General features: G+C 53.6%; 14 protein-coding genes and 1 pseudogene. 10 read left to right on the top strand and 5 right to left on the bottom strand.

Annotation, left to right across the window (positions count from 1 at the left end):
- The 6 genes and pseudogenes from VH86_RS12910 to VH86_RS25900 form a co-directional block, all read left to right on the top strand.
- A pseudogene (locus VH86_RS12910) lies at nucleotides 1-263 on the top strand (beta-ketoacyl-ACP synthase); the annotation flags it as partial.
- Nucleotides 256-729, top strand: a complete 474-nt coding sequence (locus tag VH86_RS12905; RefSeq protein WP_045833081.1) for a hotdog family protein — start codon at nucleotides 256-258, stop codon at nucleotides 727-729. The pseudogene VH86_RS12910 and the gene VH86_RS12905, both read left to right, overlap by 8 nt.
- Nucleotides 726-1457 carry a 3-ketoacyl-ACP reductase FabG2 gene (locus VH86_RS12900; protein WP_045833080.1) on the top strand — a complete coding sequence of 244 codons (732 nt, stop codon included), beginning with the start codon at nucleotides 726-728 and terminating at the stop codon, nucleotides 1455-1457. The genes VH86_RS12905 and VH86_RS12900 overlap by 4 nt, the downstream gene beginning before the upstream one ends.
- Nucleotides 1457-2689, top strand: coding sequence for a beta-ketoacyl-ACP synthase (locus tag VH86_RS12895; protein WP_045833079.1), 1233 nt, complete (start codon nucleotides 1457-1459; stop codon nucleotides 2687-2689). Before VH86_RS12900 ends, VH86_RS12895 begins: the two co-directional genes overlap by 1 nt.
- Before the next feature lie 263 nt (nucleotides 2690-2952).
- Nucleotides 2953-5151: a TonB-dependent siderophore receptor gene (locus VH86_RS12890; RefSeq protein ID WP_045833078.1), complete on the top strand. Its 2199-nt coding sequence runs from the start codon at nucleotides 2953-2955 to the stop codon at nucleotides 5149-5151.
- Nucleotides 5152-5466: 315 nt separating this feature from the next.
- The gene (locus tag VH86_RS25900; protein ID WP_197079606.1) at nucleotides 5467-5640 is read left to right on the top strand and encodes a hypothetical protein; all 174 of its coding nucleotides are present in this window, start codon (nucleotides 5467-5469) and stop codon (nucleotides 5638-5640) included.
- Here the strand turns inward: VH86_RS25900 and VH86_RS12885 are convergent.
- Entirely contained in the window at nucleotides 5637-6785 is a 1149-nt protein-coding gene (locus VH86_RS12885; protein ID WP_045833077.1) for a beta-glucosidase, read from the bottom strand. The two genes, VH86_RS25900 and VH86_RS12885, sit on opposite strands and share 4 nt — an antisense overlap.
- A 156-nt stretch (nucleotides 6786-6941) precedes the next feature.
- Here VH86_RS12885 and VH86_RS12880 point away from each other — a divergent pair, with 156 nt between their 5' ends.
- Entirely contained in the window at nucleotides 6942-8399 is a 1458-nt protein-coding gene (locus VH86_RS12880; protein ID WP_045816203.1) for a phosphatidylserine/phosphatidylglycerophosphate/cardiolipin synthase family protein, read from the top strand.
- Between the two features lie 63 nt (nucleotides 8400-8462).
- On the opposite strand, the gene mdoC is transcribed toward VH86_RS12880, so the two are convergent.
- Nucleotides 8463-9614 carry a glucans biosynthesis protein MdoC gene (gene mdoC / locus VH86_RS12875; protein WP_045833076.1) on the bottom strand — a complete coding sequence of 384 codons (1152 nt, stop codon included), beginning with the start codon at nucleotides 9612-9614 and terminating at the stop codon, nucleotides 8463-8465.
- Between the two features lie 279 nt (nucleotides 9615-9893).
- Between mdoC and VH86_RS12870 the strand changes: the two genes are divergently transcribed.
- The 3 genes from VH86_RS12870 (at nucleotide 9894) to VH86_RS12860 (ending at nucleotide 14350) form a co-directional block, all read left to right on the top strand.
- Nucleotides 9894-11429: a glucan biosynthesis protein G gene (locus tag VH86_RS12870; protein WP_197080214.1), complete on the top strand. Its 1536-nt coding sequence runs from the start codon at nucleotides 9894-9896 to the stop codon at nucleotides 11427-11429.
- Entirely contained in the window at nucleotides 11422-13971 is a 2550-nt protein-coding gene (mdoH, locus tag VH86_RS12865) for a glucans biosynthesis glucosyltransferase MdoH (protein WP_038647650.1), read from the top strand. The genes VH86_RS12870 and mdoH overlap by 8 nt, the downstream gene beginning before the upstream one ends.
- Nucleotides 13972-14110: 139 nt before the next feature.
- Nucleotides 14111-14350, top strand: a complete 240-nt coding sequence (locus VH86_RS12860; RefSeq protein WP_038647648.1) for a YceK/YidQ family lipoprotein — start codon at nucleotides 14111-14113, stop codon at nucleotides 14348-14350.
- Nucleotides 14351-14353: 3 nt separating this feature from the next.
- Here VH86_RS12860 and VH86_RS12855 read toward each other — a convergent pair whose 3' ends face one another.
- From VH86_RS12855 to VH86_RS12845, 3 genes are all read right to left on the bottom strand, one after another.
- Nucleotides 14354-14752: a MysB family protein gene (locus VH86_RS12855; RefSeq protein WP_038647646.1), complete on the bottom strand. Its 399-nt coding sequence runs from the start codon at nucleotides 14750-14752 to the stop codon at nucleotides 14354-14356.
- Nucleotides 14753-14870: 118 nt separating this feature from the next.
- Entirely contained in the window at nucleotides 14871-15137 is a 267-nt protein-coding gene (locus VH86_RS12850) for a hypothetical protein (protein ID WP_034820172.1), read from the bottom strand.
- Between the two features lie 558 nt (nucleotides 15138-15695).
- Nucleotides 15696-16619: a Kdo(2)-lipid IV(A) acyltransferase gene (locus tag VH86_RS12845; RefSeq protein ID WP_034820169.1), complete on the bottom strand. Its 924-nt coding sequence runs from the start codon at nucleotides 16617-16619 to the stop codon at nucleotides 15696-15698.
- Nucleotides 16620-16761 lie beyond the last annotated feature (142 nt).

The raw sequence follows: 16761 nt of genomic DNA, 5'->3' as shown, positions 1-16761 counted from the left end.
TGCCCTGTAGTTCCACTAAGCACCTAACGGGCCATACGCTCGGTGCGGCGGGTGCGACCGAGGCGGCGCTGGCGGCACTTATCGTGCAGCAGAATCTGGCGTTACCGGCGCAGGATTTTAGCGCCACTACCCTGGATAGCACGCTGCCGGTTTGCGGACTGCTGACTTTGCCACAGCCGCTGGCGCGTCCCATCATCGCCTCAAACTCTTTTGCTTTTGGCGGGAACAACACCTGCCTGATTGTAGGAAAGCCTCATGACTGATTTTCTGCCGGTGGGCGACTATTTGCCGCACCGTGCACCGATGCTGCTGCTGGATCGCGTGATTCAGGTCAGCAACGAGCGGGTGGTGTGTGAAGTGACCATCAACCACCAGGGCGTACTCGCTCCGTTTCTTAATGCGCAGGGCGAACTGCCCGCGTGGTTTGGCGTCGAGATCATGGCGCAGACCGTTGGCGTCTGGTCAGGCTTTCATGCCCGACAGCGCGGCGATCGGGATATCCGCCCCGGCATGTTACTGGGTGGACGCGGCTATCGTGCCGCTGCTGCCACCTTTGCCGCAGACAGCACGCTGCGGGTGGAGATGCATCTGCTGATGCGTGATGACAAGCTCGGTAGCTTCGAAGGCGAGATCCGCAGTCAGGATGCGGTCCTTGCCAGCGGTCGGCTGAATACCTATCAGCCGGATGAACAGGAACTTAATCAATTACAACAAGGGATGCAGCCATGACGCGCAGCGTATTAGTGACCGGTGCCAGTAAAGGAATTGGCCGCGCCATTGCGCTTCGCCTGGCGCAGGATGGTTTCAACGTGGTGGTGCATTACTACCGTGATGCAGCGGGTGCACAACAGACGCTGGCGGACATCACGGATGCGGGCGGAGTGGGGCGCACTCTGCAGTTTGACGTGGCCGATCGCGAGGCCACGCGCACCGCAATTGAAAACGATATCGCCGAACACGGCGCCTATTACGGCGTAGTGAACAATGCCGGTATCACGCGTGACGGCGCTTTCCCAGCCCTGACCGAAGATGAGTGGGACAGCGTGATCCACACCAACCTCGACAGCTTCTACAACGTGATTCATCCCTGTGTGATGCCGATGATTGGTCTGCGTCAAGGCGGCCGAATCGTCACCTTATCCTCGGTGTCCGGTATCATGGGCAATCGCGGCCAGGTGAATTACAGCGCAGCCAAAGCGGGGATTATTGGTGCCACCAAAGCGCTGGCAATCGAGTTAGCAAAACGCAAAATCACCGTGAACTGTATCGCGCCAGGTTTGATCGACACCGGCATGACGGGTCTGGAGCCGATGGTGATCGACGAAGCGCTAAAGATCATTCCTATGAAGCGCATGGGGGCGGCTGAGGAAGTTGCCGGACTCGCCAGCTATTTGCTGTCGGATATTGCGGGCTACGTTACGCGTCAGGTGATTTCAATCAACGGAGGTATGCTGTGATGCAGCGAGTCGTGGTTACGGGCATGGGTGGCGTCACCGCCTTTGGCGAAAACTGGCCCGCGGTGGCCGCACGCATCAAGCAGGGGCAAAACGCGGTGCGGAAAATGCCGGAATGGCAAATTTACGACGGATTGCACACCTTGCTTGGTGCCCCGGTAGATAATTTCGAACTGCCTGCGCACTACACGCGTAAACGCATTCGTTCCATGGGGCGTGTTTCGTTAATGGCAACGCGCGCCACCGAGCTGGCGCTGGAACAGGCCGGGTTGATCGATCACCCGGTGCTGACCAGCGGTGAAACCGGCATTGCCTATGGTTCATCGACTGGCAGCACCGGCCCGGTCAGTGAATTTGCCACCATGCTGACGGAAAAGCACACCAATAACATTACCGGCACCACCTATGTGCAGATGATGCCGCATACCACGGCGGTGAACGCCGGGCTGTTCTTTGGCCTGCGCGGCCGGGTGATCCCGACTTCCAGCGCCTGCACCTCGGGCAGCCAGGCGATTGGCTATGCGTGGGAAGCGATCCGCCATGGATATCAAACCGTGATGGTGGCAGGCGGTGCGGAAGAACTGTGTCCTTCCGAAGCGGCGGTGTTTGACACGCTGTTTGCCACCAGTCAACGCAACGATGCACCGCATTCATCGCCGTCACCTTTTGATCAACAGCGCGATGGGTTGGTGATTGGCGAGGGTGCGGGAACATTGATCCTCGAATCACTGGAGCATGCCCAGGCACGCGGCGCCACCATTTACGCTGAACTGGTAGGGTTCCACACCAACTGTGATGCGGCACATATTACCCAGCCGCAACGTGAAACCATGCAGATTTGCATCGAACGCGCGCTGAAAACGGCGGGCGTCACGCCGGAGCAGATTGGCTATATCAATGCCCATGGCACGGCGACGGACCGGGGCGATATCGCTGAAAGTCAGGCGACGGCGGCAATTTTTGGCGATGGCACGCCGATTTCATCGCTGAAAAGTTACTTTGGTCACACGCTCGGTGCTTGCGGCGCGTTGGAAGCCTGGATGAGCATTGAGATGATGCGAGAAGGGTGGTTTGCGCCCACGCTGAATCTGACACAGCCCGCAGCAGAGTGCGGCGATCTTGACTATATCATGGGCGAATCACGCTCAATTGATACCGATTATATTCAATCCAACAACTTTGCCTTCGGTGGTATCAACACCTCGCTGGTGTTTAAACGCTGGCGCGACGCTTAACCCCCTCCTTGAGCCAGCGGCGATTGTCATAAAGCCGCTGGCCTCTGATTTTTACCGGTCTCAAATCCCCACGGAATATGCGTGAAAATGCAGGCTATTGCTTATAAAAGCCGCAATCTTTGCGATTTCTTAACGATCTGGCGTACCTGACCACGTGTGATGAAGAAAGTTCAGCGATTTTGCTTGCTTTCGCATTCGCTCTCCGCATAATCGCAAACCGTAATAAAAATGATTATCAATATATTTCGTATCAGGGGATATCCATGCGTACTTCGCCTTTCAATCCCGGACTGAAACCGACGCTGCTTGCTGTTCTGGTCAGTGCCGGTTGTTTGCCAGTGATGGCTGCTACCACCAACACCACAACGTCTTCAACCGCGGCCAAAAACGAACAGCAGACGCTGACCGTGACCGCGACGCCACAAGCTGATTTCAAATCCGGCGGCAATGATTTAGTGCCCGCATACCTCGACGGGCAAATTGCCCACGGCGGCCGCCTCGGCATGCTGGGTGAGCAGAATGCCATGGACGTGCCGTTTAACGTCATCGGCTTCACCTCAAAAATGATTCAGGATCAGCAGGCGAAAACCATCGCTGACGTCGTGCGTAATGACGCTGGCGTTCAGAATGTCAAAGGCTACGGTAACTTTGCCGAGGCGTATCGCATCCGTGGCTTCGAGTTGGATGGCGATGATATGACATACGGTGGTCTGGCAGGGGTGGTGCCGCGTCAGGTGATGGATGCGTCCCTGATTGATCGCGTCGAAATTTTCAAAGGCGCTAACAGCCTGGTGAACGGCGCGGCGTCATCTGGCGTCGGTGGCATGATTAACCTCGAACCGAAACACGCGGAAGATACGCCGATCACCCGAGTTGGCGTGGATTACACTTCTTCTTCTCAGGTCGGCGGAACGCTGGACGTGGGTCGTCGTTTCGGTGATAACAACCAGTTTGGCGTACGTTTCAATGCGGTCCATCGCGAAGGTGAAACTGGCGTCGATGGCGAAAAGAAACGCACCACGGCAGCATCATTGGGCCTGGATTATCGTGGCGATCGTCTGCGCACCTCGCTGGACGTGGGCTATCAGAAAAAGACTTATCATGATGCGCTGCAAGGCGTGAAATTCGGCGACTTCATTCCAGAAGTTCCCTCCAATTCGCATAACTACAGCCAGAAATGGGTGTACAGTGATATGGAATCCGAATTCGGAATGGCGAAAGCGGAATACGATATTACCGATAGCTGGACGGCCTATGCCGGACTGGGTGCACAGCACGCCCACGAAACCGGAAACTATGGTTCGCCAACGGTTACCGACACCAATGGTGATGGCACTATCAGCAGTTTCTACTCCAACCGTATTCAGGACAACATGAGCGGTATGGTGGGTCTGCGCGGTGATTTCCACACCGGTTTCGTCAGTCATAAGGTCAATGTGGGCTATTCGGCGTTAACTACCAATGCCAAAAACGCCTACAACATGTCGCTGGTCGGTACACCGTTCAACATTTACAACAGCGGCGATGTTGCAGAGCCGGCAGCGACCTTCGCCGGTGGTAAATTCTCAGATCCGCTGACTACGGCACGCACACGTACGCAAGGTTACCTGCTGAGCGACACGTTAGGCGTATTTGACGATACGCTGCTGTTCACCGTGGGTGCGCGCCATCAGAAAGTGGTAGTGCGTAATTATGCTTACGGAACAGGCGCGGAAGATGTCAGCTCTCGTTATACCAACGATCGCTGGATGCCAACGTATGGCGTGGTTTATAAACCATGGAAAGAAGTTTCCTTCTACGCCAACCATACTGAAGCCTTGCAGCCAGGTAGCGTGGCACCTAACACCGCGACGAACTACGGCAGCGTGACCGGTGTTGCTCACTCTAAGCAAAACGAAATCGGTGTCAAAACCGACTTTGGTCGCGTGGGTGGATCGTTAGGTCTGTTTGAAATTAAGAAACCATCAGGCCTGTTAAATAGCGAAGGTGCCTATGTGATGGATGGCGAGCAGCGTCACCGTGGGCTGGAAGCCAATGTGTTTGGTGAGCCGGTTCTCGGTCTGCGCTTGAATGCCAGTGCAACCTGGATCGATCCAGTGATGACCAAAACCTCCGGCGGCACTTATGATGGCAAACAGGCTATCGGTGTGCCTCGTTACAACTATGTGTTGGGCGCGGAGTACGACATCAAGCCGGTTGATGGTCTGACTGCCACAGCCATGCTGAACCACTCCGGATCGCAGTATGCCAACTCAGCCAATACGTTGAAGCTGGATAGCTATACAACGCTCGATCTGGGTGTGCGTTACCGCATGAAGGTTAGCCAGAACGATCTGGTCTGGCGCGTTGGTGTGGATAACGTGACCAATGAGAAATACTGGGCCAACGTTGATGGTACCGGCACCTACCTGGTGCAGGGCGATCCTCGCACCTTGAAAGTCTCCATGAGCTACGATTTCTAATCCGCGCTTAACAGGGACGCCATCGCGTCCCTGTTGTCCTTTTATACTGAAATATTTCTGTACCTTGCCACGCATTCCATTACACTCAGTGCGGCAATCCTGCGCATAAAAGTCCTTTGTTATTGAGTCAACATGAGTTCACCCGCGCCACCTGACGATCACGACGAGCCTTTACGACAATCTCTGGATGATGCGCACTTCGCTATTGTGGTACTTGCAGTGACCTCTGTTACCCTTATAATCTTCGTCCTGATGGTGACATTATGGATGAGCTAAGGTCAGCAACAGTTCATGGAAGCCTGCAAGGAGATGTCGATGGAAGCCCGAGATGACAAACTGATCGCCATAATTGGCCTGCTCTCCGCCTGTTTAATTGGCGTGGTGTTTCTGTTTACTATGACGTGGCTAACTGATGTGCGCCATCCCGCCGATCCCACACTTGATGTACAAACCTGTCCGCCAAAAGTTCATCCGACGCAAAATTCTTAATCCTGCTGCTCCCGGTTGTGCCACTTAATTTGCTGACTGCGCAGCTCTAGCGCCAGCGCTTCGTGCAGCGTGCGATTGCCATTCGGATCGCCCAGGCCAAACAGCGCGCCAGGTGAACGTCGATCGTCGGCCCAGGCCGGATATTCGACTACCGGATAAAGCGAAATCCCTTCCAGCGCCACCCCTTCATCCAGTGCTAAAAGCGCCTCTTCCGTGACATGCCGCAGCCAGGGAGCGCGTGCGTCACCTTCCGCACCGGTCTCTGCCAGTAACAGTGGACGTTGATAGCGCTGCCAGCACTGCAGCATCAGGCGATGCAGCGGTTGATAAGTCGCGTGTTCAGCTGGGATGGTATCGCCGGAAAAGAACCAGTGGTTATCGGGATAGTAATTCAGGCCGAGGATATCGAGGAAATCTTCACGTCCGCCCAGCTCCGGCGCATCGCGCCCGGCAATCCAGTCCCAGGCTTCAAATTGGGACTGATGCTGTGCATCTGCATAGGGCTTGCTGTCGGGATTGTCGTGATCGGCGGCGATTTGTACCAGCGGATCGGTGAGCACAAAGCGCGCGTCAGGATAAACTTCACGAATCGCCTGCATCGCCGCCAGCGAGGCGCGTACCAGCTGGCGTTTAAGTTCGCGGCCACGCTCGCTGGCATAGGGATCAAGCCAGGAAACATCGGCTCCTGCCCATGACCAGAACGAGATTTGGTTTATCGGGGTGAAAAAAGGGTGTTCAACGCCTTCATCACGCATCAGTTGTGCCATGGCACGTGCGAAACGCTCAAAATGATCGACAAAGGCGCTGCGCCAGATATCGAGATGTTCCGGGTATCCAAAATGCGCCAGCTCCCAGATAATCTGCATATCATGGCGTGCGGCGGCATGAACCATGGGTAAAAAACTGCGCCAGTCGTATTTGTCAGGCGTGGCTTCGATCAAATGCCAGCGTGCACCGTCGCGGGCAGTGTGTAATCCTTCCTGCGCCAGTGCAGCGTAATCTTTCTCCAGTAACATGTCGTGACCACTACTGATCACCATATCCATACGACGGCCACCACTGCGACAGGCGGTGGAGCAGGGGAAGCTACCCTGGAAGAAACTGCGGAAAAGCTGCGGGTGATGGCGCGGGGATTGTTGAGTCATCATCCTCTCCTCACGGTAAACGTCGGGGGCAGAACGCAAGCCTAAGTCTAGACTGTAAATTAAAGGCGCGTCAGCGAGCAGTAGCAGATGTCTCTGATTGCCATCCGCCGCGAGCAAGACCAACAATAATAGATCCAGTGAATTCAGGGATTCGGTATGAGTGAAGCAGCATCCGTTCAGCAGCCGCCATCGGGCGAAGGGTTACGAGAGATTGTTGATGCACGTTGTGCGCTGCATCCCGAGATGAGTGGCATCCATCCCCTCAACGATGGTTTGGACGCCTTTGCCGCGCGCTATCTGTTGATGGGCATGGCGCAGCACACCATTGATGTGCAGTACTACATCTGGCACAACGATATGTCAGGGCGTTTGCTGTTTAGCGCGCTACTGGATGCTGCCGAACGGGGCGTCAAAGTGCGCTTGCTATTAGATGACAACAATACGCCGGGCCTGGATGACACGCTGGCCGAACTGGATCGCCATCCGAACATTGCGGTGCGCTTGTTCAATCCGTTTTCCTTTCGCACCCTACGCGCGCTCGGCTACCTGACCGATTTCGCCCGACTTAATCGACGCATGCATAACAAGAGCCTGACGGTGGATGGGGCCGTGACACTGGTCGGTGGGCGCAATATCGGTGACGAATATTTCGGTACTGGCGATGAGCCGCTGTTTACCGATTTGGATGTGCTGGCGATTGGCCCGGTGGTACATCAGGTCGCGCACGATTTCGAGCGCTATTGGCAGAGCAAAGCGGTTTCACCCTTGCGCGCGGTGGTGGATGTCTCGGGCGATGCCCATCAGGCCGTGCGTTTACCGGCAGAGTGGCAGCAGAGTGAAGCCGTTCAGCGTTATCTGGCGCGGCTGGAGCACTCTTCTTTTGTCAGCCAAATGGAACAGGGATCAATGCAGATGACGTGGGCCGAATCGCGTCTGTTGAGTGACGATCCGCGCAAGGGACTGGGCAAAGCAAAACGTTCCAGTCTGTTGCCGCAACGCATGCTGGAGGTGATTGGCACGCCGCAGCAGCAGTTCGATATCATCTCGGCGTATTTTGTGCCCACGCGTGCCGGCGTGGCTCATCTGGTCGCACTGAAGCGGCGGGGTGTCAAAATCGCCATACTCACCAATTCACTGGCGGCCAATGATGTGTCCGTGGTGCACGCAGGTTATGCACGCTGGCGTAAAAAGCTGCTGCGTCATGGAATTGCGCTGTATGAAATGAAGCCACAAGCTAATGCCAGTGAAGCCCCGCATGACCGTGGGTTAACCGGTAATTCCGGCTCAAGCTTGCATGCGAAAACCTTCACCGTCGATAACCGAAAGGTGTTTATCGGCTCGTTTAATTTTGATCCCCGCTCTGCGGTGCTGAATACCGAAATGGGACTGGTGATTGAGAGTGAAGCCCTGGCGCAGCAAACCCATCAGCGCTTTATAGCCGGGATGCGCGATCGCGCCTGGACACTGCGTCTGGACAACTGGGGGCGGGTGAACTGGGTTGAGTATGCCGGTGAAGCCGGTGAGGTGGTGCACAAGCATGAGCCGCAGTGTACGTGGATACAACGACTGCTGGTGCGATTGGTGTGGCGCTTACCGGTGGAGTGGTTGTTGTAAATGACAAAGACATCCTGGCGCACCGGACAATAATCGCCCCCGCATTGCAGGGGCTAATGCAGATTACCGTGTGGCGGAGGGCGCTTTAACCGTATTGCGCTGTGGTTTACCGGAGAACAGGAAACGCAGCAGCGGGATGCGCAGATGGATTTCATACAGCAGAAAGGCCATCCCAAACACCATCAGCAGACCGACAAAGAAACCCAGGGTGTTGCTGCTAATGTGCGGGGTAACGTAAATGCCATACATAATCGTCAGCGGATGGTGCACCAGATAGATAAACAGCGAGGCATTCACTAAATACATGATACGAGGTGAATGGCTGTTCAGCAGCTTGTGGCCAAAGCTGAAGCAGACATTCAGCATACAAAGTCCCATCAGGGTTGAGATCACTTCATCAATTTCATACAGCCAGCCATCGCCGCTGCTGTATCGCTGATTCAGGCTGTAAGCGATAAATACCGCAATGGCGCCAAAACACATCACCGGATTAAAACGCACAAACAAGGCTTTGAGCGCCTGATGTTTCCATGCTAATGCGCCCAGCATAAAGAACGGCAGGAACGTCAGGGTTTGCATCACGGCCACGCTGAACAGACCATCGGCGAACACGGCCGGTACGGCATAGAACAGCGCGCGGCGGAACAGGCACCAGACCAATGCATAAGCCATCAATGCCAGCGTCAGTTTCCCCCAGCCTACCTGCTGATAATCAATCTTCCGCTGCTGAGTGCGCAGCCAGCGGAAGGTCAGCATGCCGAGTGCCGTCAGAATCACTAAAACCAGTAAAAACCACAGATGAGAAATCAGTTCCCACGCCAGCGTGTTGTACTTGTCATACAGAGAAAAGCTGTCCCAATTACCCACTTTGTCGGTCAGATTTTTTAGCATAAAAAACTGCGGCAGGGTAATGAGCGGAATGGCGGTTAACAGCGGGATCCCCACGCGCTCCATGCGGACCTTCAGCCAGCGTTGAGGCTGATAGCGCAGGTAAAGCATGTAGGAAAAATAACCAGAAATAACAAAGAACACCTGCATGCGAAAGGCGTGGATGAAGTCATTCAAAACGGTTAACCACATCGAGGCATCGTGGCTATTCACGGCCCAGCGCTGTGTGGAGTAAATCAACGAGACGTGAAAGGGCACGCCTAATAACATTAAGTACGCTCGAATGGAGTCGAGAAAATATTCGCGTTCGGGTTTTGCTGAACTCATAAGCTTCCAATTTGTCAGTTTACTTGCCGGTTTCACCCTGAAACCGGATTATGCTGGATGAAAATTCTACCGCCTGTAAACAGCGTATACTATCAGGTGATTCTGTATCTTAACCTGAAGGGTTTAATTATCCGAAAAGCACACTTTCAGCTTACAAATCAGCGGAACAATCTTGTGCATAAGCTGTCGGAAAACCGAATAATCCTTTAAGATAAACGGGTTTGATCTGAGCACACGAAAGGGGGGGATGTGCTAAATAATGTGAATAAAAAAGTGGGACTGGTAAAAATGCGCTGGGTAGGCGCGGCAGTTCTGCTGGCGTTGTACGCCAACAATAGCTGGGCGTTCAACATTGATGATGTGGCAAAACAAGCCAAGGCGCTGGCAGGGAAAGGTTACGAAGCGCCGAAGAGCAATTTACCCTCTCAGTTTCGTGATATGAAATTTGCGGATTATCAGCAGATCCAGTTTAACCACGACAAAGCATACTGGGGCAAACTGCGCACGCCGTTTAAGCTCGAGTTTTACCATCAGGGCATGTATTTCGATACGCCGGTGAAAATTAATGAAGTCACCGCTTCATCAGTACGTGAAATCAAATATAACCCTGACTATTTCAACTTCGGCAACGTGAAACACGATGCTGATTCCGTCAAGAATCTCGGGTTTGCCGGATTTAAAGTGCTGTATCCTTTAAACAAAAAGGGTAAAGACGACGAAATCACCAGTTTCCTGGGCGCCAGCTATTTCCGCGTGATTGGCGAAGGTCAGGTGTATGGTCTTTCTGCGCGTGGCCTGGCCATTGATACCGCGCTGCCATCAGGCGAGGAGTTCCCACGCTTTAAAGAGTTCTGGATTGAACGTCCAAAACCTCAGGACAAGCAGCTGGTGATCTACGCACTGCTGGATTCACCACGTGCGTCCGGTGCCTATCGCTTCATTATCAAACCGGGCAAAGAGTCGACGGTGGATGTGCAGTCTAAAGTTTACCTGCGTGATAACGTCGGCAAACTGGGCGTGGCACCACTCACCAGTATGTTCCTGTTTGGCGCTAACCAGCCTTCACCAGTGACCAATTTCCGTAACGAGTTGCATGACTCGAATGGGCTGTCCATTCACGCGGGCAACGGTGAGTGGATTTGGCGTCCGCTGAACAACCCGAAACACCTGGCGGTGAGCACCTTCACCATCGAAAACCCGAAAGGGTTCGGTTTGCTGCAGCGTGGCCGTGATTTCAGCCATTATCAGGATCTCGACGATCGCTACGATCTGCGTCCAAGCGGTTGGGTTGAGCCACAGGGTGACTGGGGCAAAGGCCGTGTCGAACTGGTCGAAATCCCGACGGCCGATGAAACCAACGACAACATTGTGGCCTTCTGGACGCCAGAGTCATTGCCTGAGCCGGGCAAAGAGATGAACTTCCAGTATCGTCTGCACTTCACGCGTGATGAAAACCAACTGCATCAGGATGATGTGGCCTGGGTGAAAAACACGCTGCGTTCTGCGGGTGATGTGAAGCAGTCTAACCTGGTGCGTCAACCGGATGGTTCTATCGCCTTTACCATCGACTTCGTCGGTAAAGCGATGAGCAAACTGCCGGACAATACCCAGGTCGCGCCTCAGGTCAGTGTGGGCAACAACGCCGATGTGGTTGAGCAGAGTGTGCGCTACAACCCGGTGACTAAAGGCTGGCGTCTGGTCTTGCGTCTGCGCGTGAAAGATAACAAGCAGCCGACCGAAATGCGTGCGGCGCTGGTGAGCGACGACAAGACATTGACGGAAACCTGGAGCTATCAGCTACCTGCCAATGAATAAATCGACTTTTTTACCTCAATCTTACGTGGAGGCCCTGCCGCTTGATGCGGCGGGGCGCGCTCGTCTGAGTGATTCGTTACAGAATGCCCAGGCGTTCCACGCTATTCATACGGCGCTGGGGCAAGATGTTGCCGCCAGCGATCGCCCGGATGATGCGCCGCTAAAATCGGTGTCATCACGCGTACAGATGGCCTGGCCGGATTCACTGGCTGAGGGTCAACAACTCAGTAAGGATTATCTCGACCGCACCACGCTGAAGGCGATGCCTAAAGTGAAGCGCTCGCTGATGTTCCCTGAGATCTGGCGCACCAACCCTATCGCGCGTGCATGGGATTCTGTGCGTGGGAAAAAATCCACGCCGCGTTATGCCACAGCGGAAGAGCAAAAGACCGAGGATAAGTGGCGTCATGTTGGTTCTATGCGCCGTTATGTCCTGCTGATTCTGACGATTTTGCAGACGGTAGTGGCGACCTGGTACATGAAAACCATTCTGCCCTATCAGGGCTGGACGCTGCTCGATCCGATTGAGTTGTTTAACCAGAACTGGCTGCAATCGGTAGAGCTGATCCTGCCTTACATTTTGCAAACCGGGATATTATTCCTGTTTGCCATTCTGTTCTGCTGGGTGTCTGCGGGTTTCTGGACCGCGTTGATGGGCTTCCTGCAGTTGATGATGGGTCGCGACAAGTACAGCATTTCGTATTCGACCACCGGTGATGAGCCGCTCAATCCGGAGCATCGTACTGCACTGATCATGCCGATCTGTAACGAAGACGTTGAACGCGTATTCGCCGGTCTGCGTGCCACCTGGGAATCTGTGCAGCGCACCGGTAATGCCGAGCACTTCGATGTCTATATTCTGAGCGACAGCTACGATGCGGATATCGCCATCGCTGAGCAGAAAGCCTGGATGGAGCTGGTGCGTGATGTCGGAGGTGCAGGCAAGATTTTCTATCGCCGTCGCCGTCGTCGTGTGAAGCGTAAAAGCGGTAACATCGATGACTTCTGCCGTCGCTGGGGCAGCAATTACAGCTACATGGTGGTGCTGGATGCTGACAGCGTGATGAGCGGTGAGTGTCTCACCGGCCTGGTGCGCATGATGGAAGCCAATCCGAACGCCGGTATTATCCAGTCGTCGCCAAAAGCGTCAGGCATGGATACGCTGTATGCGCGTTGCCAGCAGTTTGCCACCCGTGTTTACGGTCCACTGTTTACCGCCGGTCTGCACTTCTGGCAGTTGGGTGAATCGCACTATTGGGGGCATAACGCCATCATCCGTGTTCAGCCTTTCATCGAGCACTGTGCGTTAGCGCCGCTGCCAGGTGAAGGCTCTTTCGCCGGTTCAATTCTGTCGCATGACTTCGTTGAAGCCGCGCTGATGCGCCGTGCGGGTTGGGGGGTGTGGATCGCCTATGACCTGCCGGGCTCCTATGAAGAACTGCCGCCGAACCTGCTGGATGAACTGAAGCGTGACCGTCGCTGGTGCCACGGTAACCTGATGAACTTCCGCCTGTTCCTGGTGAAGGGGATGCACCCGGTTCACCGTGCAGTGTTCCTGACCGGTGTGATGTCTTATCTGTCAGCGCCGTTGTGGTTTATGTTCCTCGCCTTGTCCACCGCGTTGCAGGTGGTACATACGCTGATGGAACCAACCTACTTCCTGCAACCGCGCCAGCTGTTCCCGGTGTGGCCGCAGTGGCGTCCTGATTTGGCGATCGCGCTGTTCTCTACCACGTTGGTCCTGCTGTTCCTGCCGAAACTGCTCAGTGTGGTGTTGATCTGGTTCAAAGGTGCCAAGCCGTACGGCGGTGCCATTCGCCTGTTCTGCTCGCTGATTCTGGAAATGCTGTTCTCGGTGCTGCTGGCACCGGTGCGTATGCTGTTCCATACAGTATTCGTGGTCAGCGCGTTCCTCGGCTGGGAAGTGGTGTGGAACTCACCGCAGCGTGATGACGATGCCACACCATGGGGCGAAGCTTTCCGTCGTCATGGTTCTCAGATGCTGTTAGGTATCGTTTGGGCGGCCGGTATGGGTGTGCTCGATCTGAACTTCCTGTGGTGGCTGGCGCCGATTGTATTCTCACTGATCCTGTCGCCGTTTGTGTCGGTGATGTCGAGCCGTGCAACGGTGGGGCAGAAGAGTAAGAATGCGAAGCTGTTCCTAATCCCGGAAGAGTATGAACCACCGAAAGAACTGGTTGATACCGATCACTACCTGCAACTGAATCGCGAGCGTGCGTTGAAGAATGGCTTTATGCACGCCTTGTTCAACCCGGCATTCAACGCCCTGGCAACCGCTATGGCCACGTCGCGCCATAAACAGAGTGCGTTGCTTGATCATGCGCGTGACCGTCGTGTCGACCAGGCTCTGAGCGATGCGCCTGAGAAACTCAACCGTGAACAACGTTTGCAGTTGATCAGTGACCCAGTCGTGCTGGCGCGCGTGCACTCACGCCTGTGGGAAAGTGCAGAGAAATATCATCAATGGGTGGAGAGTTATCAGAAATTGAAACTCAATCCTGAGGCGCTTCCACAGCGCTAACCTTGAAAACCCTGAAAGCGGCAGCGATGCCGCTTTTTTTTTGCCAACATTCTGACTAACACAATCTTTACGCGCGCAGGTGTAGTTATTCCACCCGAGACCCGGTTAAACTAACGCCAGTTCATTGTGAGTAAATGTTGTGAATTATTTCCTTAAATTAACCGTATTGTGTGCCACCACACTCGTGTTGAGCGGTTGCGGCAGTATTATCAGCCGAACCATTCCAGGACAGGGACATGGCAGCCAGTATTATCCCGGTGTGCAATGGGATGTGCGTGACGGGCCATGGCGCGTGCTGACCATCCTTGATCTGCCACTCTCGCTGGTGATGGATACGCTGTTGCTGCCCGTCGATGCCAGCCACGGCCCTTACGAGTAACGCTTATGCCCATTTATCCGATGGGCTATCGTCATCTTCCCATTCCTCTGCCGCAGCTTCACCCTCTTCAAGATCGCGTGGGGGCTCCAGCTGGAATTCCCCTTCATCCCACTCGTGCAGGGTGTTTTCCGACTGCCATTCCTGACGCAGTTCCACCTCGTCGAAATCGCCGTCAAATACCGCCTGAGCGGCTTCACCGCTGCAGATCGGTAAACACTCACCTTGTTCACCTTCACCGTCAAAGAACTCTGCCTGCCACATGATGTCGCCATCCTGCATCACGTACTTTTGTAGCGAGAACTGGCTCACGCTGACATCGTCCTCGTGCACATCCGTCTGGCTTGCGAGAAACTCCTCGCGTGCGGCGTCGATAGCTTCTTCAAGCGTGCTGTATAAGCTCATAATGAACTCCATGTCTGTTGAAAGGGATTTCACAGAAGAATAGACGAAAAATGGAAGTGTGCAGGGCAGGCATAGAATAACGGCGGGCGGATGAATGCAATTCAACCGCCCAAACCGTTTAGATCATCTTTTGCGGGAAATGCAGTACAGGACGTACTGACTCGCGAATAATAGGAGCAGAGTAACGAATGCAGCATTTAATACAGGGTTTCACCTTTTTAAAATTAATACGAGCGGTTGATAAAGCCTGATTTAAATTATAGAGCGTACCGATAAAAACCATATCCTCCTTAACGGGTAGACGTTTACACTCTTTCCGATGCAAGAGGTGGTAGCCCTCTTGATCAGTACTGATTGTCACGTAGTAATAGATGCCTTTATTCATATTATAGGTTCCTGCGATATATTTGCTGTGTGTAATCTTTTTATATTTTTAGAAGGGCAGTTATTTGGCTAACTGTCACGGTTGAAATTAACTGGAATCGATTTCGCTAACAAATTCCAGAAAGGAATAAGCATAGCTCTTCTTTTATAGAAACAGAATATAGAGGGGGTGGACTAAGACAATGCCTTGTTATGTAAGTTAATTTTACTGGATTGATAAGCGGATCAAAAGCATTCAGCAATATTAAATAGGAATAGGCCTGGAATGCGTCAAAATTAGATCCGTGACCACCTGTTTCCATGGATGAAGCTTTTTGATGCGGCTGGATGAGAATTCAAAGAGATGCGCATTTTAGTGTTTACATTTCGTTAACAAAGATTAATATTCTGCATTTCTACAGGTTATTCTGCTCCATGGATAAAGTTAAATATGGACCGAACAATGCCATCAGCCTGAATTCAGACTGGCCCGGTTTGACTAAAATTGACAGACTATCGTCGTGAAATAACGCAAATTTTCTCAGGAAAGCGTGGAGCACGGACTGTGCTCCACATCACATTAATACAGCGATGGTTGACCTTCAGGGCGGGTTTTAAAACGGCGGTGCAACCACATGTACTGCTCTGGTGCCAACAGAACGGTCTCTTCTACCACTTTATTCATCACGATAGCGGTATCGAGTTCATTCTCTAGCGAGAACTTATGGCGAATGTCAGGCATCATTTTGAGCTCATAACCGCGTCCGTTGGGCAGGCGGCGAGCGAGAAACGGGATCACGCTGGGATTGCCCAATCGAATCAACATATGCGTGCCCGTGGTGGTTGCGGCATCCTGCACGGCAAAGAAAGGGGCAAACACGCTACTGCGCGGGCCATAATCATGATCAGGCGCGTACCAGATGATGTCGTTGTTCTTCATGGCGCGAATCATGCCCTTGAGATCTTTACGATCCAGCATGCTCTTATTTGAGCGCATGCGTCCCCAGGTTTGCAGCCAGTCGATGAGCTTATTGTCATTCGGCCGGTAAACGCCAATGCCTGGGTTGTGCATGCCAAACACGCGAGCACCTAGCTCCAGCGTCAGGAAATGCATGCCAATCAATAAAATGCCGCGTTTTTCCGCAAGCGCATGGCTGACATGTTCGAGCCCGGAAGTGGCCACCCATTTTTGAATACGCCAGTCAGGCCAGAACCACGCCATACCGGTTTCAATCAGCCCCATGCCAACCGATTCAAAGTTGTGCTTCACCATGGCTTCACGTTCGCTGGTGGGCATATCCGGAAAACAGAGTTCCAGGTTACGTTGCGCGACTTCCACACGACGTTTTAAGAAGCGCATGGCAATGCGGCCCAGGCCACAGCCAATCGTATGCAGCACCGGGTAAGGAAGTAACACCAGCAGATAAAGAAAGCCGATACCTATCCAGGTCAGCCAGTAACGCGGGTGAAGAAGTTCACGGGAAAATTGGGGAAGTTGAGTCATGGAAATGTCAGTATCCTGCGTCTTGTGCCAGAGAGTCCGGTTTCTGTTATTTGTCGTGATTATGCCATTTTTTCGTGCTGACTGAAATCAAGCATAGCCTGCAGGCGGGTGTAAGGCAGTCAGATTGCGCATTAATCTACAA

The sequence above is a fragment of the Pantoea sp. BL1 genome (assembly GCF_000963985.1).
Lineage (GTDB): Bacteria > Pseudomonadota > Gammaproteobacteria > Enterobacterales > Enterobacteriaceae > Pantoea > Pantoea rwandensis_B.
This window is presented reverse-complemented; position numbering and strand designations above follow the sequence as displayed.